General features: G+C 38.1%; 16 protein-coding genes. 9 read left to right on the top strand and 7 right to left on the bottom strand.

Going from position 1 to position 24,185, the window contains the following annotated elements; all coding sequences use genetic code 11:
- Positions 1 to 31 precede the first annotated feature (31 nt).
- The 3 genes from K5G00_RS02390 to K5G00_RS02400 all read right to left on the bottom strand — a co-directional run bounded on the left by K5G00_RS02390 (position 32) and on the right by K5G00_RS02400 (position 4,390).
- Positions 32 to 2,833, bottom strand: coding sequence for a M14 family zinc carboxypeptidase (locus K5G00_RS02390; protein ID WP_238764016.1), 2,802 nt, complete (start codon positions 2,831 to 2,833; stop codon positions 32 to 34).
- A gap of 89 nt (positions 2,834 to 2,922) precedes the next feature.
- Complete coding sequence (locus K5G00_RS02395) at positions 2,923 to 3,375, bottom strand: DUF4440 domain-containing protein (protein WP_238764018.1); 453 nt, start codon at positions 3,373 to 3,375, stop codon at positions 2,923 to 2,925.
- A gap of 16 nt (positions 3,376 to 3,391) precedes the next feature.
- A complete protein-coding gene (locus K5G00_RS02400) occupies positions 3,392 to 4,390 on the bottom strand; it encodes a DUF3500 domain-containing protein (RefSeq protein WP_238764020.1) in 999 nt (332 codons plus the stop codon).
- 181 nt (positions 4,391 to 4,571) lie between these two features.
- Here K5G00_RS02400 and K5G00_RS02405 point away from each other — a divergent pair, with 181 nt between their 5' ends.
- Together K5G00_RS02405 and K5G00_RS02410 are read left to right on the top strand one after the other, a co-directional pair.
- A complete protein-coding gene (locus tag K5G00_RS02405; protein WP_238764022.1) occupies positions 4,572 to 5,048 on the top strand; it encodes a MarR family winged helix-turn-helix transcriptional regulator in 477 nt (158 codons plus the stop codon).
- Positions 5,032 to 6,393 (top strand): MATE family efflux transporter, encoded by a 1,362-nt coding sequence (locus K5G00_RS02410; RefSeq protein WP_238764023.1) that lies wholly within the window; start codon positions 5,032 to 5,034, stop codon positions 6,391 to 6,393. Before K5G00_RS02405 ends, K5G00_RS02410 begins: the two co-directional genes overlap by 17 nt.
- A 118-nt stretch (positions 6,394 to 6,511) precedes the next feature.
- On the opposite strand, the gene K5G00_RS02415 is transcribed toward K5G00_RS02410, so the two are convergent.
- From K5G00_RS02415 to K5G00_RS02430, 4 genes are all read right to left on the bottom strand, one after another.
- Positions 6,512 to 8,560, bottom strand: a complete 2,049-nt coding sequence (locus tag K5G00_RS02415; protein ID WP_238764025.1) for a S9 family peptidase — start codon at positions 8,558 to 8,560, stop codon at positions 6,512 to 6,514.
- 96 nt (positions 8,561 to 8,656) lie between these two features.
- Positions 8,657 to 9,025 carry a YccF domain-containing protein gene (locus K5G00_RS02420; RefSeq protein ID WP_238764027.1) on the bottom strand — a complete coding sequence of 123 codons (369 nt, stop codon included), beginning with the start codon at positions 9,023 to 9,025 and terminating at the stop codon, positions 8,657 to 8,659.
- Position 9,026: 1 nt separating this feature from the next.
- Entirely contained in the window at positions 9,027 to 10,034 is a 1,008-nt protein-coding gene (locus K5G00_RS02425; protein ID WP_238764030.1) for a TolB-like translocation protein, read from the bottom strand.
- A 1-nt stretch (position 10,035) separates the two neighbouring features.
- A complete protein-coding gene (locus tag K5G00_RS02430) occupies positions 10,036 to 10,461 on the bottom strand; it encodes a hypothetical protein (protein WP_238764031.1) in 426 nt (141 codons plus the stop codon).
- Between the two features lie 271 nt (positions 10,462 to 10,732).
- Between K5G00_RS02430 and K5G00_RS02435 the strand changes: the two genes are divergently transcribed.
- The 7 genes from K5G00_RS02435 (at position 10,733) to K5G00_RS02465 (ending at position 24,029) form a co-directional block, all read left to right on the top strand.
- The gene (locus K5G00_RS02435) at positions 10,733 to 12,574 is read left to right on the top strand and encodes a sensor histidine kinase (RefSeq protein ID WP_238764032.1); all 1,842 of its coding nucleotides are present in this window, start codon (positions 10,733 to 10,735) and stop codon (positions 12,572 to 12,574) included.
- A gap of 91 nt (positions 12,575 to 12,665) precedes the next feature.
- Positions 12,666 to 13,307, top strand: a complete 642-nt coding sequence (locus tag K5G00_RS02440) for a response regulator (RefSeq protein WP_238764033.1) — start codon at positions 12,666 to 12,668, stop codon at positions 13,305 to 13,307.
- A 339-nt stretch (positions 13,308 to 13,646) separates the two neighbouring features.
- The gene (locus tag K5G00_RS02445) at positions 13,647 to 15,911 is read left to right on the top strand and encodes a HEAT repeat domain-containing protein (RefSeq protein WP_238764034.1); all 2,265 of its coding nucleotides are present in this window, start codon (positions 13,647 to 13,649) and stop codon (positions 15,909 to 15,911) included.
- A 53-nt stretch (positions 15,912 to 15,964) separates the two neighbouring features.
- Complete coding sequence (locus K5G00_RS02450) at positions 15,965 to 18,787, top strand: TonB-dependent receptor (protein WP_238764035.1); 2,823 nt, start codon at positions 15,965 to 15,967, stop codon at positions 18,785 to 18,787.
- A gap of 24 nt (positions 18,788 to 18,811) precedes the next feature.
- A complete protein-coding gene (locus K5G00_RS02455) occupies positions 18,812 to 20,011 on the top strand; it encodes a DUF4876 domain-containing protein (RefSeq protein ID WP_238764036.1) in 1,200 nt (399 codons plus the stop codon).
- Between the two features lie 76 nt (positions 20,012 to 20,087).
- Positions 20,088 to 21,650: a DUF6850 family outer membrane beta-barrel protein gene (locus tag K5G00_RS02460; RefSeq protein ID WP_238764037.1), complete on the top strand. Its 1,563-nt coding sequence runs from the start codon at positions 20,088 to 20,090 to the stop codon at positions 21,648 to 21,650.
- Between the two features lie 213 nt (positions 21,651 to 21,863).
- The gene (locus K5G00_RS02465; protein WP_238764040.1) at positions 21,864 to 24,029 is read left to right on the top strand and encodes a HEAT repeat domain-containing protein; all 2,166 of its coding nucleotides are present in this window, start codon (positions 21,864 to 21,866) and stop codon (positions 24,027 to 24,029) included.
- Positions 24,030 to 24,185: the final 156 nt, after the last annotated feature.

The following is a 24,185-nucleotide window of genomic DNA, read 5'->3' on the forward strand; positions in this document are numbered from 1 at the left end:
ATGCGTGTCATTCCGGCAGAGGTAATTTATTTTACAAATGATCCCAGTTGATTAACACGTTCCAGAGTAGTGATGAATCGTGATGATTTAAATATCGGTTTAGCGGATTAAAAGTAAAAAACACAACATTTCCTTTTCCGAGTGGGACATTAAAAATAGCGCCCTGGCCGACAATAGCGTCTTCATTTTTTACCATTCCCGATAAAACATACTTTGGCTCTTTCTCTTTTTTTACCTCAGTTGTATCACTTTTTTCAGTTTTCGTTTTATTCAGTTCTTTTTCTTCCATCTTTTTTTGCCCCAATATTTTACCTGTATATTCCACTTCATCTTTTAGCGGTTTTGTTCCGTATTGAAGCACCATTAAATCGCGATCATATTTTTCGGTAGCTAAAAGTTTCCCATTCCCTTTAAAAAGGTGGAAAATATCCGGGTAACCATATAAAATCGGGCTTTTTGCATTTCGGGCTTTTGCGCTTACAATCGACCCCGGGTGAAACAAGCCACCGGGTGAAAAGCTGCTCACTTCCTTTCCTATTCCTGCGTCGGCGATAATGGCTGCAGAATTTGCCAGCGGTACCAAAATTCCACCATCTCTTACAAATGTTTTTAGGTTATTTAGCCCGTCAAGTCCGGGGCCGCCTGTCATATCTTCCGTCGAATCAGGGTATCCGTGTGAAGGGAATTCTGCTGTTTTTGTGTAGGGCATTGGACCAAACCGGTCGTCCAACCCATTTACAAAATAAGATAAATCACCTCCCTGGTGTGGAATAATAATAACATCGAAACGACTTTTTAATTTCCCATTTTTTAAGTCATCTTTGTCTATTGAAGTGAAAGGAATCCCTTTTTGTTCCATGGTAAAGCGGACCCAACCTTCAGCCTGTGTATTTGTCCAGCTGTGGAAAACGGCAATCTTGGGAAGCTGAATACCTCTCGAATTTTCGCCGGTTATATTTTTTGCAAGAAGATCGATGCCATACTTTTCAGCCCAGTCATTTGCCTGTTTTGAGGTGAGTCCTTTCAAAATTAAAGAACCGGTCTGTAAAGTATCTGTTCCGGCAATAGTCACAGAATCCAGAATTTCGGATTCAAAATCATTGTATTGATTTGCGGCGGCATAAAGACCGGAAAGCACCGGAGCCTGGGCTTTATAATTTATAATAAAATCAGAACCATCACCCGTAACTTTTCCTGAATAAACGATATTTTTGTTCAACAGCGAAAGTTCATCTGTTGAGTATTTCAATGAATCAGATTTTTGAAGATCCACACCGTACATATAACCTAAAGTCCAGGCAATTGCATCATAAGGCGGAAATTTTGCATCGGCACGGTATTTTTGTTCGGTAAGCAAATCATAGGCAAAACGACTGTATGGCTGATCAAGCAGAACTACATATTCTCTTTTCAAATTGTTTACTTTGTGAACTTCTATTCCCTGTCTGCGGAGCTGATTGACCAAATAGGCAGCCATAACCGGATCGCGCTGTTTCTCAGGAATCACAAACATCTTTGTTTCATTGATTTTCGAGAAGTTGGTCCCGTTTACACTTTTTTGATAGAAATTCCGGAGCAGCATGTTTTTATTGTTTGCAGCGTATTGTAGCGAAGCCAGAACACCGGTTTCGGTGTAGTTGATATTGTTTCGGGCCGACCAGTACAATTTTCCTGTTGATGGATCCGGTCGATACCACTCGCGCGAAGTGACCAGATCGCCCGCAAATTTAGCTTTCGAAATATCGCGTAAATAGGTGTTCGCGCCTGCATTTCCGAAAGTTTCAAAAAAACGTCCGACAGAATTATGGTTATTGGCCACCCATATTCCGTAGCCCGGCCACCATCCGTCGTAAAAAGCCCATTCAAAAACACCCGGTAATCCCTGGGCTGAAAAAATTGTTAATTCATGATTGGCAATGGTTTGCCATTCACCTACTGTGATCGGATCAATATTCTCGTTGTATGGCCCAGTTCCGGTTGAAATGTAAAGTAAAGGAACCGATTCGTGTAAATCGAGCATTACATTCGGATGCCAATCAAAATAGATTTTAAAAATAGCTTTTGTTATTTCCTGCGAAATCTGTAATCCGTCCCGATTATTATCGTGGTAAACATATTTACCCCAGTAGGGTGCAACTCTTCTAAAACCATCATCGTATTCCTTTCTGTCTTTGGTATAACGGTAGTACCAGTCCACCTGTTTGTCGCGGCCATCGGGTTCTGAAACAGGATTTATAAGCACAATACAATTTTCAAGAATATTGCTGTAGTCTTCCGATTTATCTGCTATAAGACGATAGCTCAGTTCCATCAGTGCTTCAGGAGAACCCATTTCTCCCGAATGCATGGCGCCATTTAAAAAATAAATGGTTTTTCCTTCTTTTATAAGTTTTTCAGCTGTTTTGCTATCGGTGTTTCTTGGATCTGCAAGCCTGGCCATTATATCTTTATAACGCTTCAGTTTTTTTATGTTTTTTTCACTTGAAATTGTAATCAGATTTATCGGCCTTCCTTCCTCACTGGTTGCTATCTGTTCCATCTTTACTTTGGATGACACTTCCGAAAGTTTTCTGAAATATCCGTAGATTTCTTCGGAATGATGCATGACGCCCGGCGCACCGATGATAGAACCAAAATGATCAAGCGGTGACGGAATCCCTTTTTGTAAAGGCATCTTTGCCAGCATTGGAGGGAGAAAGCGCTCATCTGTGGTATATTCCTTTATTTTGTTTTCGTAGCTTGTATCGTACGATTGCGCTGATAACACAATTACGCTGCACATAAAAATAAACAAAGGAAGAATTCTGTTGACCAGGAAATTGTTGCTTTTCATAAGTTGAATTTTATACCGATATAAACTTTAAATATAGAAAGATGTTTACTTATCAATTAAAATTATCATAATAAAAATGAAGTAGTTGCCTATTTTGCCGGAAGCATATTTCTTATTGCAGTAATTTTCCAGGTGTTATTCTCAAAAACAACAATAAACGTACTCCACATTTTTCGTTTTGTGCCGTCAGTATTCCTGATTTCATAACGGGTATCAACGATGGCGCTCTCTGAGTTTAAAAATCGTATTTTGTCAATTGCAACCGTTCTTTCTCCGGGATTGCCGCCCGAACTTTGCATCATCCCTTTTGTTGCCATGTCAACACCAATTCTCCATTCTCCTGATGATACCAGTTGATCTACATCTGCGGTCAGAATACTTTGTAGTAAACTCGTGTCTTTGTTTTCTCTTGAATAGGTGTATTTTTGAATTAAGGCATTAATTGTTGTTACATGTTCTTTATCGTTTTTTTGGGCATTTTGAGCGGTACCTAAAACTATACATGTGAGTGTAAAAAGGATAAAAAGCGTAGATTTTTTCATTGCTGCCAGTTTTGTTTTAATGATGATGAGAATGTTGGTAATGTTCCCTGATTAGATTACGGCCGAAATCTCCGTCAAAATCCCGCCACACCGAATGAATATGGTTGGCGTTATTTTGTGTATTGTCAAACTCAATTAAAAATGTTTTTCCCTGAACGCGGTAATAATGAGGTTTACCGGACTGTGTTCCTCCGGCCCAGCCAAACCTGATTTCCCCCAGCTCTTCACTTTGTATCTTTTGCATTCGTTCCTTTGCCAGTTCTTCCGGAAGGATTGCCAGGTATTCGTTTATTAAATTCAAAAGCAATTCCTGGTTGGTTTTTTTTAGCTCTTTTAGTTTAATTCCAACCGGGTTTAGGGGCTCCACTTCTGCGTCATTGCGGGTAACAATATCATAAGGCGGATGCTCACTAAATATTGCTTTCTGTTTTTCCTGAATGGAGTTTATTAATTGTAATCCCAAATCTTCTTCCAAAAAAAGTGTCCGTGTTCCTTTTCGTTTTCCTCTTTTTACAGTAGCTGGATTAGCACCCATAAACCGAGGTGCAATTTCTGTTTTTCCATTTATAACCGCAAAATTTAACGAAAGATGGTGCCCCTGAAAATACCAGGACCACAAACTGTCCTTTTCCGGATTTCCGTAAAATGCGATATAATATTTTTCCGGATCGCGGGTATGCGAGTTCCCTGAAATTTCAGCAAGCACATCCTCAAGGCTAATGATTTGTTTTGTTTTGGAATAACCGGTTTCGCTGAGAGAAGAGTGAAGGAATTCAAAAAATAATTGTTTCTGGTCCCGATTTAATTCTCCCAGTGAAATTCCTGCCCGCGGAAACATCGTCGCGGGAAAATAGTGCCATTCACTTTTTGAATCATCATTGAAAGCGTGCAGTAGTTTATCTTTCTGTTCACCGGTTAAAGAATTCAGAAAGGATAAAGCTGGTTCTGAACAATTCGTTTTGAAAGCAGACATGAGAATGAATAAAATGATAAATAATATAAATTTTGTTTTCACTTCTTATGTGTTTTACTTCTTTGTCAGACGGTGCAATGTTTTTAAAACAAAGCAGTTGCCCTTATGTTTAGAATGGCGTTTTGTTTCGAAACTTTACTATGCGGATAAACATTTTGTTAAAACTTATGTTTGGATAAAATGAAATTAGTTTGAATTCAAACTAATTTGGTAATTTTGCCACATGTTTGGTTCTGAAGAAGAAAATAGCAGGAGGTCGGTCGGCAAGCATATCGGATTTTTGTCGAGGGCTGCGCATCGATACCTGAAACATAGTTTTAAAGATTATTCTATCGGGCATGCACAAGTACTGACCCTGCATTTTATTAGCAGAAATAACGGGCTAAACCAGAATGAATTGGGGCATTATTTAAATCTTGACAAATCTTCAGTAACCTCACAACTAAATATTCTGGAGAAGAATGGTTATGTTATCCGAAAGCCCGATAAGAATGATTTCAGAGGACGAAGAATATTTATTACAGAAAAGACCAAAGCACTGCAACCTGAACTTTATGAACGTTTTTCTGAATGGAGCAAAATTTTGCTTGATGGATTTACAAAGGAGGAGATTGAATCCATCTATTCCTTTTTAGGAAAAATGATTACTAACGCAAATAAAGCATTTGGGGAGTTTAACACCAATGAGAAGGAGAAGTAAAAATCTTACTGAAGGCAATATAAAAAAGCAACTTTACACACTTACCTGGCCCATGTTATTTGGAATGACGGGGATGGTGATATTTAATTTGGTTGATACTTATTTTGTAGGGAGACTCGGCGTGAATCAGCTAGCTGCGATGAGTTTTAGTTTCCCTATTGTAATGTTTGTAAACAGTTTATCGCAGGGCATTGGAATTGGGACAAGTTCATTGGTGTCGCGAAATATTATCAGCGAAAGCCGCGGGAATGTGAGACGTATGGCCAGTCGCGCTGTATTGTTAGGTGTAATTGTTGTGGCTGTTTTTGTTACTATCGGGTTAAATACCATGCGGCCGGTTTTTAGTTCGTTGGGAGCAGGTGATGCCATTCTCGATTATGTAATAGACTATATGGGCGTGTGGTATTTTGGTGTTCCTTTTGTTGTTATTCCGATGATCGGAAATAACATTGTAAGGGCAACCGGGGATACCTTTCTGCCGGGAATGTTAATGGTTTCGTCGGCTGTTGTAAATATTATTCTTGATCCAATGCTTATTTTTGGCTTTGGTCCCATTCCGGCTATGGGAATAAAAGGGGCGGCGCTGGCAACTGTTATTGGAAGAAGCGTTGGATTGGTTTTTATTTTGTTTGTTCTTATTCGCAGAGAGAACCTTCTTACCGTTAGGTTTGGAAGAATAAAAGAGATATTGGAGACCTGGAAAAATGTTTTGTATATCGCAGGGCCGGCTGCTATAGGAATGCTGATTACGCCTGTTTCAATTGGTTTTATTACCAAGATAATTGCCGGATTTGGGAAAGAAGCAGTGGCTGCATTTGGTGTAGCATCACGTGTTGAAATGTTTGCTTTGATGGTAATTGTTTCGTTGGGTTCAGTTCTTATTATTTTTATCGGACAAAATATCAGTAAAAATCAATTTGCACGAATTTTCCATTCTCTTAATTATTCTATGAAGTTTTCAATGCTTTGGGGAATGTTGGTATTTGTATTGTTTATTGTTTTAGGAAAACCAATTGCATCCGTATTTACTGATGACCCGATGGTGATTGATATTGCGAGAAAATACTTCTACATTGTCGGTTCCAGTTACGGATTTCAGGGTTTACTTATGTTGAGTGCGAGTAGTTTTAACGGGATAAATAAACCTTATCCGTCGGCTATTTTTTCCATAGTAAGAATGGTTGTATTGTACGCTCCGCTGGCTTGGGTGGGCGCAAAAATTATAGGAATATCGGGTGTTTTCTGGGCCGGTTTTATTGCTAATATCGTTGTAGGAGTTCTGTCATTTCGCTATTTGCACAAAACGGTTCATAAATTGAAATTTGCAACTAAAGCTAGAGAATAATAGGATAGTCTTATATTTTTCTAAAGACTTGCGCATATCCCGGGCAGCCCGGTTTCCGGCAGTGGATTTGAAGCAATTTTTTTGAGAAGAAGCAGATAATACTACTTCCGTAATGTTTTTACTTTTTGTTTTTATAATGATCAAACCAACTTAGAATAGAGGCAACTTTATAAACCAAACCACTCGGTTTACTTGTTATTCCGTGATAAGCTCCCGGAATGCGCACCAAAGCTGTTTCTACTTCTTCAAGTTTAAGGGCAGTATAAAATTGTTCAGCTTCCCCGATTGGTGTTCGGAGGTCGTTTTCACCGGTTAATAACATGGTAGGAGTTTTTACATTTGGCACAAGCGAAAGCGGAGACCTTCTAAAATATTCGTCAGGAACGTCCCAGGGTTTTCCTCCAAACATGTAGTCAGTTGCCCAAATAGGAATATCGGAATACAGTGCTTCACTAACCCAATTGATTACTGGTTTTGCTGAAACGGCAGCTTTAAACCGATCGGTTTTTCCAACAATCCAGGCCGTTAAGATTCCACCGCCACTTCCGCCGGTAACAAAAAGATTGTTTTTATCAATAAACCCTTTTTCGATAACAGCATCCACTCCCGACATTAAATCATCATAATCGTGATTGGGGTAATCGTGGTGAATGGCATTTCCAAATTCTTGTCCATAGCCGGTACTTCCCCTCGGATTGGAATAAAGTACCACATAACCGGCAGCAGCAAATAACTGTATCTCGGCAGCGAATGATGTTCCATACATTGCAAAGGGACCACCGTGTATTTCCAGAATCAACGGATACTTTTTTGAGGGGTCAAAATCGGGGGGTGTTACAATCCATCCTTGTATTTTTTTGTTGTCGAAAGAAGAATTCCACCATATTTCTTCTACGTTTCCAACTTTGCGAAACGAGAAAAGATCGTCATTTAATTTTGTAAGACGACTTTTCTTTCCATCTTTCCACATTCCCAAATCAGCCGGATGTTCTGTTGAGCCAATGGTAAATGCAAAGCTGTTATTTTTCGATACACTGTATGAACCGGCGTTGTACGGACGACCAAGAGAAAGCCCTCCCATTCCGTTCACAAGTGTTTCTGTTTTACTGTTTGTCAAATCAACAAAACCAATTTTGTCGTCTCCCTTGTCGGCATATTGAAAATAAATTCCTTTGCCATCATTTTTCCAGTGGATATTGCTGATATCGCGATCCAGCTTGGGAGCCAACAATTTCGAACCGGAACCGTCAGCTTTCATTACATAGAGATTGGTTACCTGGTAACCCTGAAATGAATCATCAAAACCAAGATAAGCAATCTGTTTGCCATCCGGTGAAACAGAAGGCGCATCATCCGGCCCAAATCGACTGGTCAGTGCAACTATTTCTCCGGTTTCGAGATGAAGCTGATATATTTCTGTATTCAAAGGTTCCAGCTCATGGTTTTTATGCAGATTGGCCGAGAAATAAATTTGCTTCGAATCTGCCGACCAAACCGGACTCGAATGGTTGTGTGCCGAAAAAGTCCACTGACGTGCAGTTCCACCGTCCATGGTAATGGTGAAAATTTGTTTTTTTCCACTTTTTAAATAGCCTCTTCCATCGGCTCTGTAATTTATATCATCGATATAAACCGGCGGTTCGTTCCATTTTGCTCCCTCTGGCTTAGACGGAATATTTAATAAGTTATCTTTTTTTGCAGGTACAAATTTTGTAAAAGCCAGTTGCCAGTCGTCGGGCGACCAGTTAATTTCTCCGGGTGCGTATTTTGTATTCGTCAATGCAACAATTTCCCTGGTATCCAAATACATCACATAAAGCTTTACTTTTTTGTCCTGTTGGTTGGAAAGAAAAGCGATTTTACTTCCGTCGTGCGACCATTTGGGAGCGTAATCCGATTGGTTCCCCTGTGTCAGCGGTCTGTTATTGCTTCCGTCTCTATTGATAATCCAGAGGTTTGAGTGGTATTGATCCGTCATGATATCCATAAAATTACGGACATAGATAATTTTGTTACCGTCAGGCGATATTTGTGGATCGCTGATAAATTCCATATCAAAAACATCCGTAATTTTAAGGTTACTGCTTAACGGAGACTCTGATTGGGAAAACACACTGGATGAGACAAGGGTAAAAATAACAAGGAGAGGAAGCGCAATTTTTTTCATAAGGAATATTGTTGCAGTTATTAAATTTACAATATAACACACAACATGTTAAATTGCTCAAATTAGCTCAATAATTAAATTCCCGGGAAGAATTTTTCAAATTACTTTTCTTCCAAATGGTGTTAATGCGAGTGATGCCATTTTAAAATGTTGTTTGGCCCAAGGAATTCCGATAATGGTTATTCCTAACAGTATCCCAAAAAAGAAGTGGGTGAGGGTAATCCAGATTCCACCTATGAAAAGCCAAAGAACATTCATAATGGTTGAAAGGCAACCGGGGGCGTAATCCATATATTCAATCTTTTGTCCGAAGGGCCACAATGCCAGAATACCCAGCTTAAATGATTGTAATCCAAAAGGAATTCCAATAATGGTAATACAAAGCAACAAACCTGCTACAATGTATTCAATAAAAATGGCAAAACCGCCAAAAATCAGCCAGATAAGGTTTCCAAGAATTTTCATTTTATTCGTTTTTTGTAAATGTAGCTTTTTCTTTTAAATCATGGATAAAGTCTGCTTTCATCCAGTAAATATTTGAATTTCCATTCTCAGGTGAATTATGGAACTTTTGAAATATATTCCATGTAAGTTTTTCTTTTATTGAAGAATCCACACGGGCTGACATAAAAAAGAAATGGTTGCCATCGGGCGAAAAACTTGCGGAGTATTCGAGCCTGCTTGAAGTGTTTACTTTTTTACCCATATTTAACGGCTCACTCCAGCCTTTTTCTGCTTCGTAAAAGCTAATGTAATAATCGGTTGAACCATAAGAATCAGTCATTCCAAAAACGGGGATAATAATAAAACTTTCGTCTTTTGCAATGGTAGCGTTGAAACGGGCTACTCCGGCATTAATTTGTTCAGGTAGCTTTTCATGGTTTTGGTATTTCCCGTTTTTGAATTCCGATTTATAAATAAATCCACGCTGGTTTTTAGGGTCTTCGCGCGTGAAATAAAGATTACCATTTTCAGAAACAGAGGGGAAGAACTCTGACTTTTCGGTATTTATTGTCGAATCAAGTTTGTATGGTTCGGCCCAGAAATCATTTGCGCGTTCAGCCACCCATATGTCAGTAATAAAACGGTTGGTTTCGTCAAATTCATTTCCTTTATTGGATACAAAAAACAGTTTTTTCCCGTCGGGAGAAATAAAAGGTTCGATAAAAATAAACCTGGGATCGCTGGCAAAAGGAACAACTTCCGGATTGCTCCATCCCTCCTCTGTTTCCTTACAGTAAAAGATGGTTGAGTAAGCTGAATTTCCAATATTGAGTCCAAAATAAATTTCTTTTCCGTCGGGAGTAAAAGTAATATCACGTGCTGAAATGCCTGTGTTAATAATTCCAGGAGCAAAAAGTTCGGGCTGTTTATCCGGAAGTTCCTGCCCCAGATAGGGGCCTGAGAGTTTTTGAAAAGATTCAGTGCAGCCAAACAACACAGCTGCAGAAATGAATAAAATAAATCTCGTCATTTTATTTTGATTTGAAAAAAAGCATTAGTCCGAGAAAAAGAACTCCCAGGATAAGAGCCATTAAAATAAGCAAGATTTTATTACCTGAACTTTCTGAATGTGTGATTGATTGATTTTTGCCAAACCGGCTTTGTGCTTCCTTTTTTCTGGCAGCCGTTTCAAATGACAACCCCAGCGAAGAGCCAATCGCAACTCCGATGGCAATTCCCATAGCGATGTTATCCATCGACACGCCAATTGCTACACCTATTCCAAGTCCGACTGCGATTCCTGAAGCCATATTTTTCCTTCCGGCGCGGTTTTTTCTCCGGCTTTGGAACACCGGTTCCGATACATCGGCCCGGTTTTGCTTTATCAATATAATTATCAGAAAAAGCAGGAGAAAGGCAACTACTGCAAGTCCAACAAAAAGATAAGACTGATCCATTTTTATTCTTATAAGTAGCTATTTGCAAAGGATAATTACACAAATCGATACAAGTAGGATCTCTTTTATTATCTTAATATTTAATCTTTAATGCGAATATTTTTTAGATACGCCTCTGAACTTCAACTGTGCTTTTTTATTATATTTTTACTTCATACAATTTTTTATTGAAGACAATAGCAAATTCGATTTGACAAGTGACATCATTTTTTTAGACGAAAACAGACTTTGTTATTTTTTCAGTGAAGGGAGAAAAAATTAGAGGAGACTAATGATTAAGTGGAAAAATCTTTTAATCGTTCATAAACTGGTAATAAGTTATTCTCTTATTATTTTGGTATTCTTAGCTGCCGGCTTTTTTATCTGGATTGGAATAAACCGTTATAAAAAGGAACTTTCTTTTACCACCAGTGCATACATCCCTTTGGTTGAGAATACCAACAAGATCGAGCGACTCACCAATCAATCAATGAGTTATTTATGGAGGTTTATGTCTTACAACGACATCGAATATTACAATACAAGTAAAAGCACACTTTCAGAACTTTCCCATTCATTGGAAGAAACCGAACGGATTATAAACTTGTCGCCCGAACTCTCGCAATTGAAATCGAGACTTATGAGGATTAAAAATTGGCGAAATGAATTGGACATAATTGTTGATGAAACAGCCGAAATACAAGAAAAATTACAAAGAAATAAGGAAGTGCTACAGGAAATATCAGTGGAGCTTTCTGAAGAATCGGAAAATATAATATCGAAAGAGGAAATGTTAATGTACACTTTTATCCGAAATGATTCTGTGTCACGCAAAACCCTTGAAGTGAAACACCGCGAAATTCGCCGGATAAATTTGTTTGTGCGAAAAGGAAATAGTAGTATGATTACAGCTCTTGAGGCTATTTCTTCAAAAAAAACTGAACATTTAAAAAGTACGATCAACGAATTTCAGTACATTTTTAATCTAATTGAGGCGGTTGATACTTTTTTTGTTGAAGCTTATCAAATAGAAGCGATGCAACAATTCAAGAATTATTACAAGGCATTTCAAGATGAGTTGTACAGTTTACAGAAAAACCTGGAAGCAAATAAGGCACTTTCAGTAAGGCAAACCGAAACAGCCAATGTGGTTATTTATGAAGCACGCGCAATGGGAGATGACGGAATCCGTTTGTCGAGCGACGTATTTGAAAGAAATTATTTGGGTTTTTACCGCCTTACATTGATTTTTGTTTTAGGGTTAGTAATTGCTTTAATTTTAGCGACTATTTTTTCCGTCATCATTACCAGTTCGATAACAGTACCGCTCGCAAAAAGTGTAAAATTTGCCGAGGAGATAGCTTCAGGCAATTTAAATGTAACAGTACAGATTGAAAATGAAGATGAAGTCGGAATTCTGGCGAGATCACTGGAAAATATGGGAGTGAAGCTGAAAGAGAATTTGGATAATCTCCAACGGGTAGAAAGAAAAATGTTGACTGTTTCTATTGACACCGAAGAAGCAGAACGAAAAAGACTGGCTCAGGATTTACACGACAGTTTGGGACCTTTGTTGTCGACCATAAAACTGTTTATTAACGCACTTAAAGATCCGTTGGTTTCCCATAAAAAAAGAACTTATTTAATTAACAATGCTGAAAACATTATAGAGGAGGCAATTTTATCTGCAAAAAATGTTGCACATAATCTTTTGCCGAATTTACTATCGGATTTTGGTTTGGATGTAGCGGTGAAATCATTTTGTGACCAGATTCAGCAAGTAACAAATATTAAGATTGATTATTCATCAAAAGATTATTCTTCTAATTTTAATCGCAAAGTTGAAACAATGCTTTTTTGGGTTTTGAAAGAATTGTTGAACAATACAGTTAAGCATTCAGGAGCAAATAAGATTTATATATCGATGTACTTTGAAAAAGACTTTTTTCATATAAACTACTCAGATAATGGAAAAGGATTTTATATGGATAAAGAAAATTTATCAGAAAGCTCCACCAAACTTGGGTTGACAAATATATTCAACCGGGTAAAATATATTGGTGGAAATATACATTTTGAGAGCGAGGAAGGGGTTCTTGTTAAGATATGGCTTGATAAAAAGAAATTAGAATAATGTTTCTGCTGTTTCATTCAGCCGGTTAATTTTGACCTTTATCTTAACAATTGGGCAATAAATATAAACATTAGTAATTTGATGTACAGCTATGAATAAAAATGTACAAATAGCCATTGTTGATGACCACCAGATTTTTCGAACGGGAATGGAAGTAATAATAAATGGTATTCCAAACTTTAATATAACAGGATCTTTTCCCGATGGTGGATCATTGTTGCAGGGATTAAAAATAAGTCAGCCGGATTTGATTTTTATGGATATAAAACTACCCGATTACAGCGGAATTGATTTAACCCGTACCATCAAACAAAAGTATCCATCTGTAAAAATCATTGCTCTTACCATGTTTGGAGAAATTGAATATTTTAACAAGATGGGCGATGCAGGCGCCGATGGTTTTCTAATGAAAAATACAGACATTCCGGAACTGGAAAAAGCAATAAAAAATGTACTTAACGGCGAAGCTTATTTTGCAAAAGAATTTCTGGGGTATTTAAATCTAAAAACAAAGAGTGTTGGGCAGCCTTTGGTTCAGGTTCATTTATCAGAAAGAGAAAAAGAAGTGCTAAAGCTAATTTGTGACGGAGACAGTAATAATGAAATTGCGGAGAAACTTTTCATAAGTACCCATACGGTTGACGGGCACAGAAGAAATCTTATTCAGAAAACCGGAGTTAAAAATACCCCTAACCTTGTAATGTTTGCTTTGAAAAACGGATTGATTGAATAGAAGCAGCTTTTTCATCCAACCGGGGATCTATACTGAGGCTGTTTTCGATGCATTAATTTTCTAACTCCCCATTATTGGTGATTTGTCGTTATTTTTTCGAGGGGAAGAATTTCTTTTTGATATAATTATATGAAGTTTGTTATCTATTTGACAAAATCATATAACGGAATTCCACTGTTTTAATTTTAGTTGTTCATCTTTTGGATGTGAATTTGATTTCATTTGTATACATATTAAGTGTTTGGTTGGAAGTGTTTTAGTGTTTTTGCTTGTCTGTTTATTATTAAAATAACACACTGGCGTAAATCCGTCCTTTTTACGATATCCCAATAACAGGGGATGTTTCAGGCTCTTATTTCCTGTATTTTTGTAGTCTTTAATAATTATTACAGAGGTATGATAAATGTTTTAAAATACAGGGGAAGGATAATTTCAGCTTTGTTGTTCGTTTTTATAATTTATTCTTGTCAGGATAGCCTGGAGTCGACTCAGACATTAAAATCCAGTTTTGCAATTGTTATCGATCAGGAAACGTATGATCAGGTTGAACCATCCTTGCAGGCTTATAAAAATATGCTGGAAGGCGAAGGAATGAATGTAGTTATACTGAACGATGAATGGGAGACGGCGGACGACATAAGAAAAGAGCTCAAATCTTTATACGACGGGGAGCCTAAATTGGAAGGGGCTGTGTTTATTGGTGATGTGCCTATTCCCCACATAATGAATGCCCAACATCTTACTACTGCATATAAAAGAAATCAGGAGAGGTATCCGCTTCACATTGCGGCTGTTCCTTCCGACCGGTTTTACGATGATTTTGATCTGGTATTTGATTTTATTGAAAAGGATAGTATACGTACCAATAATTATTATTACAACCTTTCGGCAGATTCTCCGCAATATATTCACTCTGATATTTACTCGGGAAGAATAAAACCCAGCATAAAAGAAGGCGAAAATAAATATGATCTCATCCGGCAATATTTGGAAAAAGTGGTTGCGGTTAGAAATACCGAACTCGACTTTATGATGAGTTTTACGGGGCATGGTTACAACAGTGAAGACATGAATGCCTGGACCGGAGAAAAAATTGCCCTGCGGGAGCAGTTCCCAAAACTTTATACTCCGCAGGGAAGAATTGAATTTCTGGAGTTTGGAATGGATGAATTTATGAAACCTTTTCTTCTGAACCGTTTACAGGATCCTGAACTGGACATTGCTTTGTTGCATGAACACGGTGCAGACGACCTTCAGTTAATTAGCGGAACACCGGATGTTTCAAGTGTTCCCTTGTCTATTGAAAATGTAAAAATGTATTTGCGGAGTAAACTCCGTGATGCCAAACGCAGAGGAAATGATCTTGAAGAAACCAAACAACGGTATATGGATACCTACGATGTACCTGAAGATTGGTTCGACGGAACTTTTACAAGAGAAATGGAAGAGAGAGATTCCCTTTACAATTACAACATGGACATTTATCTCGATGACATTTATAACATTAAGCCCGAAGCTAAATTTATTATGTTCGACGCCTGTTTTAACGGTTCATTTCACCAGGAAAGATACATTGCGGGAGAATATGTCTTTGGAAGCGGCTCAACCATGGTTGCCCATGCAAATACTGTGAATGCACTTCAGGATAAATGGCCCGATGAAATGTTGGGGCTTTTGGGACTGGGAGTCAGAGTTGGAAACTGGGCAAAGCAGATCAATACGCTGGAAACACACCTGATTGGAGATCCTACTTATTATTTTAAGTCGGGCAGCGATTTGAACTACAACCAGGTTATTCTGGCCGGAAATGAAAATGAGGAAGTGTGGCGGGAGTTGATTCAATCCGAATACCCTGATTTACAATGCCTCGCTATCAGCAATCTTTTTAGCCCAGATGATCAGGAATTTGCTTCGCAGCTTAAGCAAATCTATCTGAATTCGAATTCCTTTGTTGTAAGGATGGAATGCCTGAAACAATTGTACAAGTACAACGATACCAATTTTAAAGACGTACTTAAAAAAGCCATTGAAGATCCTTATGAATACATCAGGCGAATTGCGGCAAGTATGATTGGAGATACCGGTGATAACCAAATGGTAGGTCCGCTTTTAAATTCCATTTTTAACGATAAATATTCGAAAAGAACAATGACCAATGCTTACGGATCGCTCGATTTTATGGATCCGGAGGAAGTCAAAGTTCAGTTGCCCGAGATCGCGTTAAAATATTCGTACATGTCCAATTCATCTGAATTGAAAGATGAACTGTTGAAACGTGTCAACAGGCAGCAGAAGGGGGTAGTAGAAGAGTTTGATTATATTAAAGATGAAGAGGGAGTACCAAGGTATAAGATGTTGAATATTACCACCCTGCGAAATTACCATTATCACTATATGATCCCGGATTATCTTATCCTGCTGGACGAAGATATCGAAGACAGTTTAAAAATTGCTTTGATTGAAGCCCTGGGATGGTATGTGAATTCGGTATACAATGATTTGATAATTGAAAAATGCAATGAGCTTATTGCCGCCGAACATTTTTCAACGGACATAAAAAATGAAGCAAAAAGGACAATCAGCAGGTTAAAAGTTTATCAATAAATATTCAGCTTTTTATCGCTTTGTTTCAACAATATAAATAAAAACAATTACCAGTGGCAAATAAATTTTATAGCACTTTAAGGAGTAAGCTATTCCGTCGGATATTTCCTTTACTGATAATACTGAATCTATTTCAGCTTAAGGCTTATTCCCAAAAAGAACTGACTTCCTGTTTGTTAGGACACATTACAAATGCAAATACCAACGAAGATGTAGTGGGGTGTGCAGTCGTAATTCCCGAGTTAAATTTATGGGCAGTAGCAAACGACAAAGGGGTTTACAAAATTGATAACATCCCGGTCGGAGGAGAATATACCATTACTACTTCCTGCCTTGGAATGGAACAATTTGAAAAGAAATTTGCATTCACCGAAAGCAAAGATTATACACTGGATATTTCATTGAATGAAAACAGCATTCAACTTGAAAATATAAATGTTTTAGCCGAAGAAAAAAGTGGACTGGGAAGTTCATCAAACATCCGTGAAACGGCAATCGAACACTTGCAGCCTTCTTCTTTAAAAGATGTTATGCAACTTCTTCCGGGACAAATCAGTTCCAATCCCGACCTTTCAGGTCCGGCCAGGATTTCGATACGTGATATAGAGGATGATGATGGTTATTATGATGAGAATAGTTCTTTGGGAACCGCCATTATTGTTGATGGGGCACCTGTAAGTAACAATGCCGAATTGCAGTCGAGAGACAATATTAGGTACGGGCTGGATGTCCGGCAAATTTCAACCGATAACATTGAATCGGTAGAGGTTATTCGTGGCATTGCGTCGGTGGCCTATGGCGATATGACCTCCGGAGCAGTAATTGTCAGGACTAAATCGGGTGCTACTCCGATAAATGCAAAAGTTACGATAAACCCTAACATAAAAAAAGTTTACCTGGGAAAGGGTTACAGGCTGCAAAAGAACCGGGGCGCAATTAATTTCGATATTGATTATACCAGTTCCATCGATGACAAAATAACTCCCTATAAAGGTTTCGATCGGGTGTCCGGACAATTAGGGTATTCCAATACGTTTATGAAAGCTACTACGCCTTTTTCATTGAATGTGAAAGGGAAATATACCCAAACCATTGATTCCGAAAAAACCGATCCCGACCTTCTTACTTCCGACGAGGAATATAAGGCTTCGGAGTATGGCTACAAACTGAATTTGTTTGGAAAATGGGCGCTTAAAAAGAAGTTGATTTCGAACCTGAATTATAATTTCAGTACAAACCTCCGGAAACAGGAAACCTATTCCAAAGATATTGTAACACTCGGATACATTCAACCCATTTCCAATGCCCGTACCGATACTTTAATGGAAGGTGTTTATGCGGCCTCAGAGTATTATTCGGAAATGACCATCAAAGGCCGGCCTTTCGATGTTTATGCAAAGATTGTGGCCGATGCAGTCTTTCAAAAGGATCATATCTTAAACCGTATAACATACGGTTTCGATTATAAATCGAATGGCAATAATGGTGAAGGGAAAATTTTCGACGAATTAAAACCTCCACGTGCAAGTGGAAGTAGTGCAACACGACCCAGACCTTACAACGAAATTCCGGCTTTAACGCAATATTCTTTGTTTCTGGAAGATAATTTATCCCTTCCGGTTACCACTAAAAGTATGTTATTTATCCAGGCTGGTGTCCGGTACAACAATTATCAGCCGGATGGATTATTTACAAGTGAAATAAAAACATCCGTTGAACCGCGTGTGAATGTCAAGTACAATTTTATGCGTTCGGCCGATAAAGATCTATCTGTTTTTGGTGGATATGGCATCCAGTCAAAATCTCCCACAATTGGTTACCTCTATCCGGACAAAGCTTATTTCGACCTAAACAGCTTTAATTACTTTGCAGAAAATCCCGATGAACGTTTATTGCTGGTGAGCACAAGGGTTTTAGATACAGAATATGACAATGTTGATCCCATAAATGTGACAAAATTTGAGGCCGGATTTGAAGGCAGAATAAAAAATTTCAACTTTCATGTTACCGGCTATTCTGAGAAATCGACCAACGGTTTAAATTTTACGAACCAAACCGAATTTTTGAGGTTTAATTTCTGGGATATTTCCGATCCCAACATCATTTTTAATCAAGGAGAACAACCCATTGTTGATTTTTCAAACCCGACAGAAGTCGATACGTTTATTGCAAGTTATTCAAGTCCGCGAAACAACCAGGTAATGATTAAAAAAGGGGTGGAGTATCGGCTTGATTTTGGTGAGTTGAAATACATAAAAACCTCGTTAAATATTAACGGTGGTTATTTATATACTAAGAACTATAGCGGCTCTGAAAGTTATTTATTGCCTTATGGTAACGGAGCAACACAATTGCCTTATGTGGCAGTCTATCCTTCGGGGAACGGTACCGAACGCCAACGCTTTAATACAAATTTTATTGGAATTACGCATATTCCAAAACTCGGGCTGATTTTTACAACTACTCTGCAGGTTATCTGGAAAAATACTACGAAATATTTTTTGGGGGGCGCACAACCCTGGGAGTACACAAACCCTTCCGGCGATGAATATTTGGTAAAAGCGCCGATTGCATTAATTAGTAAAGACGGTGTTCGAACAGAGATACCCAAAGAGGAAATCCTGGCATATGAATATGATTATTATTTGACTAAATACAATGACCAGTATTTTAATACGGAAAAACAACCTGTACACTACCAGTTAAACCTGAAAGTGACCAGCGAAATTGGGTCAAAAGCCAAATTCTCCTTTTTTGCTAACAATCTTACCATGCACAATCCAAAATATAAATCTAAAAGAACGAATGAAACAATTGTTTTAAATGACCGGGAGATCCCAATTTATTTCGGACTAGAGTTAACATTTTTATTATAAATCATATTTCAAAAATTTATTACTATGAAAAAAATCGGAATGCTTTTATTGCTGTTATTTGCAATAGTTATTATTTCTTGTGACGAAGAAGAAGTTCCTCTTTATCAGCTAACGGTTACAGTAAATTATCCGGATAATTATAATTCAGAGGGAGCCGACGGTGCTATGGTTGCATTATCGGAAGAAGGCAGCAGTAATGCCGATACAGTTCAGGCTGATGCCTCGGGGGTGGCTGTTTTTACAGGTTTGAGAACAGGTATTTATACTGTTTCTTCTACAAAATCGATGAGCGCTTCTGAAACTGAATCAGAAACCGGTATTTCAGAAGAAGTGTTATTAACAGCGGTTGAAAATAATGTGTCGGTTTTAGCTGATGACGAAGTTACAATAACACTGGCCGGAGCAGTTCTCGGAGACCTGGTGTTTAAAGAAGTTTATTATGCCGGTTCTTCAACACCTGAGGACGGAAGTTATTTCTCTGATCAGTATTACGAAATTTACAACAACTCAACAGACGTAATCTATGCCGATAATTTGTGTATTGGCGTAGTTGACGGATGGTCATTTAGTCCTGCGATATCTCCCTGGTTAGAAGAATATCCTAGCAAATCGGCTGTTCAAAGTTTTTGGTACATCCCCGGAGCCGGAGAAGAGTACCCAATTAATCCAGGGGAAAGTATCATTATTGCCCAGGACGGAATCAACCATAAAACAGATGAATTAGGAAACCCAAATTCACCAGTTGATATGAGCAATGCGGACTGGGAAACTTTTGTGGCCCGCGACGACAACAGAGACATTGATGCACCTGGTGTTCCTAATTTAACCCTTGGGTATGCAACCTATATGGGATTCGACTGGTTAACATCGGTTTTTGGAGGTGCTTATGTCATTTTCCGTATTGATGGCGACATTGATTCTTATGTGGAAGCGAACAAGGCTACAAAACCAGGCTCTACGTCTGCAACCGAGTATGTTTTAATTGACAACGAGATGGTGATTGATGGATTCCAGGCATATGGTGATGATTCAGAAACGTCGATGCCTAAATTGCATGCTACAATCGACGCTGGTTTTACTTTTGACCCGAATGGTACTTATACCGGAAAATGTGTTCGCAGAAAAGTAAAAACAGTTATTGACGGACGACCAGTTTATCAGGATACAAATAACTCAACAGATGATTTCCTGAATGATCAGGAATGTCAACCTGGAGTAAATTAAATAGCGTAATTTATAACCATGGCAGGTAACTTACCTGCTATGGTTTATATGGTTTTAACTATAGATTTAAAATGAGATGAGTCTTAAAACATTAATAGTACTTTTATTTGTTGTTGCCATCATCAGAAAATCTTCTGCTCAGGACACAACTGTCATTATTCATTCTGCCAACCGCTTAAGGCTTGAAAATCAGTGGTTGAATACAAATAATGCTGCAGGCCAGGTTTTTAATCCGTTTACATCGGATGGCGATTTTGTTTTGGGATATACATCGAAGAAGGGTGACCTGAAGTTGTCACAACTTTCCCCCGACGAGCAAATCTATAGTTTTAACACAAACAAATCGGTTAGGTTAAATGATTTTGTTTTTTCAGGATATGTTGGCTATCAAAATGTAGAGCAGGAAGAAGTTGGGTGGACAGCCAGAATGAATCCGGTTACGTTGAATCCATACATGTTGGCCGACAGCCTTTTCGGTTTATACAAAAAAGATTATGTCTTTCTGGGAGGTGGCTTTGGGTATCAGATTTCCGACCGTTTGATTGCCGGCATTCATGCTGATTACTCAGTGGGTAATGGTGCACGAATAAAGGATCCGAGACCCCAAAACCATGTTTTTGAATTGGAAGTTTTTCCTTCTGTAATCTATGCTTTCGATAACTTAAAACTGGGGGCAAACCTCCGCTTTCTTACCGGAAGGGAAAAGACTAAATATACCACGTTAAGAAACAGTACAACGTATCGGTTTTTCCGTATGTTTGGGCTTGGCAAAGCACCGAGGGCTGTTAACGGTTGGTCGTACACCAGAAACTATTATTTAACTGGACTTGGAGGAGAATTACAGGCACAATATTCTTTGGGGAAAATCAAAATCCTTTCTTCTTTGGGATATTTTAATCAGGTTGAAGAATCGGAAGATGGTTCTGCAAATCCCCGAAAATTTGATGCCGGTGATTTTCATGAAAATAAGTACAGCTTTTATACGGTTGTTAATTATGGCAGAAAGTTACTCCATTCTGCGTTAGTCCGAGTCGATTTTTTAGATGCCGAAGGTATTGAATTTTTACAGGAAGAATATGCCGTCAACGATGTGACATATTATCGTACGATTGCTGAGCGAACCAATTATTCGCTTCAGCAAATTACTCCTTCTTTTTCCTATACCTTGGCAAAACCGTATAATCAATATTCCAACAGTTGGGAAATAGGTCTGGATGTTTCAATGGATCATTTTAATGCAGAATATCTGCTTGAGGCAGAAGAGACCTATACAAATATTGAAGGAAGTATCGACTTGGCAAAATACTTTTATTTTAACAATAATATGCTGGTTTTTTCAGCCTCCGGAACCTTAAATTATAATCTCGAAAATTCTTTAAGACAGCTTCGAACGTATACCGCTTCTCAGGAAGTAGCTATTTGGGAAAACATTATTGAACCGGATTTTATTTTGACCACAAGCAACGTTTACGACTTAGGAGCCAGTATTCGGTATGGACAAAGTTTGGCGATTGTAAAAGATGTGAAGAATTTAATTTATTTGGAATTAGGAGTAAATTACAGTTCAGGAAATAATGATTTATGGCCCCAGTCGAAAGATTTTGAAAAATATTGTTTAAAAATTGGCTTAAACTATTGAATGTGTCTGCTTTAACAAAAAGTATATCTGGGGGAATAAATTTGCACAACCGAAATTAAATATACGTTATCGCCCAAAGCATATTTCTATTATTGAATAAAAACAACTACATAATAAGGCATATTGTACGCTTTTTTTCTTTTTCCGGGTGGCGAGGTACAGTAATAAAAAGAAATGAAATTTTTAAAGTGTCAGAGAATAAAACATTAAATAATGAAATTAAATCTTAAAAACTTATTTGCAGGATTTTTATTAATTTTTCTTTTTACATCCTGCAACGAGCAAAAAAAAGGGATTGCCATTGTTACAGATACGAAAAGCTATGTGAATGCGCAAGACGAAATTGATGCCTATGTTAACGTACTGAAAAACGAGGGATTGGTTCCTACGTTGCTTATAAAAGACTATTCCAGTCCGGATACCTTGAGAAAAGAGCTTATAAAGCTTTATCAATCCTCAACACCTATTGAAGGCGCTGTTTTTATTGGCGACATACCTATTGTTATGTCGGTGGATGCTCAGCACATGACCAGTGCATTTAAAATGGACCAGAAAAAATACGGAATGTATGAGGCCTGTGTTGCAACCGACCGGTTTTATGACGATTTTGATCTTGTTTTTGACTACATAGAACAAGATTCGGCCAATGCTTTAAAATACTATTATTCGTTAAATTACCAATCAGCACAATCCATTTCCCCTGATATTTATTCAGGAAGGATTAAGATGCCGGAGGGGAAGAATAAATATGAATTACTAAAAAAATATTTGAAAAAAGTGGTTGCCCAGCATTCCGCAGAGAATAAGGTTGATGAATTTTTCTTTTTCTCAGGACACGGATACATTTCAGAATCTTTGGTTGCACGCCTCGATGAACAAACGGCCCTTTATGAACAATTACCGGGGAATCCGGCTGTTTCTTACCTCGACCATACCATGAAACCTATCATGAAGTTTCCGTATATGGCAGAACTGCAACGCGAAGATTTGGATATCGGTTTATTGCATCATCACGGAGGAGAGGAAACGGAATACCTCAGCGGAGATGTATTAGTTGACACCTACAGAGCGCAACTAAAACAGCTTAAGAAGCATTTGAGGGATGAAGTTTATTATGAGCAGAAATACGGGGATAACGACATTAAGGGACTGAAAGCTTACTTCAAAGAACATGATGGCATACCGGGAACATGGTTTGATGGGGCATTCGATCCTGAAACCATTAAAGAAGACAGTATATTTTCTGCTGACATGAATCTTACGGTGGACGATTTTCCTATATACAATTACAATCCGAATGTGCGGTTTGCCATTTTTGATGCCTGCTACAACGGCTCTTTTAACAAGGATAAATATCTGGCAGGAGCGTATATTTTCGGTGATGGAAAAACCGTTGCGGCACAGGGTAATTCCATCAACGTTATTCAGGATAAGTGGTCCAGCGAGATGTTGGGGCTATTGTCGTTGGGCTTGCGCGTTGGGGAGTGGAATAAACAGGTCTGCTTTCTTGAAACACACTTAATTGGCGACCCAACCTTTCGTTTTACATCAATTGATCCTTCGCTGGATGTGCAGGACTTATTGGATAATCAGGCCGAAAATGTACAACTCTGGAAGCGGATGTTGTCTTCTCAATATCCCGATGTCCAGTGTCTGGCATTAAGAATGCTTTATGAAAACGAGTATGAAGATATTTCGCAGTTATTACTTGATACCTATAAAACATCAGGTTCTTTTAATGTGAGGACCGAAGCATTTATGTTATCGTCGAAGCTTAATGACGAAAATTTTATGCGTTTATTAAAACTTGCCTTGTTTGATGATTATGAATTTATCCAGCGTTTTGCTGTTAAATTTGCCGGAAATTCAGGGAGTGATGAACTTATTCCCGATATGATTAAACTGGCTTTCATCAATTTTCCGTCAAGGGTCGAGTTCAACTATCAGAATGCTATTCTGTTTTTCGATAATGAAAAATTGCTTGCTGAATTTGATAGACAAGCCGGTGATATAAGCTTTCTTGTAAAACATGATGAGGCAATTCCTCATATCAGGGAATTTTTTGAGGCCTCCGGGAGACGTTTTAATAGTGTCAAAGAAACATTAACCAGCAAGGAAAGCTCGGAGAGAAAAACATATAACACTATAAGAAACCTGCGCAATTACAATTATCATCAAGGAGTTGACACCTTCCTTTCTTTTATCGAAAACAGCGACAACCTGGAACACAAGGTGATGATGGTCGAGGCTTTGGGATGGTTTACTCATTCTGTGAAAGCGGAAAAAATTATTGATTTTTGCAAAAAATTGGCAGCTGATGAAAACGAACCTGATGTGTTGAGACAAGAAGCCGAAAAGACTGTACTGCGGCTAAGTTAAACATGCAAATTTTAAAAGATTACATAATCTTTTAATTATGAAGAATCAACGATTCGGATAAATAATATTTTGAATTAGGCATAAAATAAATAGGTGATAAACCTATTTTGATGCCTAATTCAACTTAACTAAATGTGCAGTATCGGTCAGTTTATT

Origin of the sequence: Maribellus maritimus, assembly GCF_022267315.1 — a bacterium.
Classification (GTDB): domain Bacteria; phylum Bacteroidota; class Bacteroidia; order Bacteroidales; family Prolixibacteraceae; genus Draconibacterium; species Draconibacterium maritimum.

Excerpts from the sequence above, each read along its gene's own strand:
- K5G00_RS02390 (WP_238764016.1), bottom strand. The coding sequence starts at position 2,833 with ATGAAAAGCAACAATTTCCTGGTCAACAGAATTCTTCCTTTGTTTATT.
- K5G00_RS02445 (WP_238764034.1), top strand. The coding sequence starts at position 13,647 with ATGTTTCAGGCTCTTATTTCCTGTATTTTTGTAGTCTTTAATAATTAT.
- K5G00_RS02425 (WP_238764030.1), bottom strand. The coding sequence starts at position 10,034 with ATGACGAGATTTATTTTATTCATTTCTGCAGCTGTGTTGTTTGGCTGC.
- K5G00_RS02410 (WP_238764023.1), top strand. The coding sequence starts at position 5,032 with ATGAGAAGGAGAAGTAAAAATCTTACTGAAGGCAATATAAAAAAGCAA.
- K5G00_RS02395 (WP_238764018.1), bottom strand. The coding sequence starts at position 3,375 with ATGAAAAAATCTACGCTTTTTATCCTTTTTACACTCACATGTATAGTT.
- K5G00_RS02405 (WP_238764022.1), top strand. The coding sequence starts at position 4,572 with ATGTTTGGTTCTGAAGAAGAAAATAGCAGGAGGTCGGTCGGCAAGCAT.
- K5G00_RS02455 (WP_238764036.1), top strand. The coding sequence starts at position 18,812 with ATGAAAAAAATCGGAATGCTTTTATTGCTGTTATTTGCAATAGTTATT.
- K5G00_RS02420 (WP_238764027.1), bottom strand. The coding sequence starts at position 9,025 with ATGAAAATTCTTGGAAACCTTATCTGGCTGATTTTTGGCGGTTTTGCC.
- K5G00_RS02435 (WP_238764032.1), top strand. The coding sequence starts at position 10,733 with ATGATTAAGTGGAAAAATCTTTTAATCGTTCATAAACTGGTAATAAGT.
- K5G00_RS02430 (WP_238764031.1), bottom strand. The coding sequence starts at position 10,461 with ATGGATCAGTCTTATCTTTTTGTTGGACTTGCAGTAGTTGCCTTTCTC.
- K5G00_RS02460 (WP_238764037.1), top strand. The coding sequence starts at position 20,088 with ATGAGTCTTAAAACATTAATAGTACTTTTATTTGTTGTTGCCATCATC.
- K5G00_RS02415 (WP_238764025.1), bottom strand. The coding sequence starts at position 8,560 with ATGAAAAAAATTGCGCTTCCTCTCCTTGTTATTTTTACCCTTGTCTCA.
- K5G00_RS02465 (WP_238764040.1), top strand. The coding sequence starts at position 21,864 with ATGAAATTAAATCTTAAAAACTTATTTGCAGGATTTTTATTAATTTTT.
- K5G00_RS02440 (WP_238764033.1), top strand. The coding sequence starts at position 12,666 with ATGAATAAAAATGTACAAATAGCCATTGTTGATGACCACCAGATTTTT.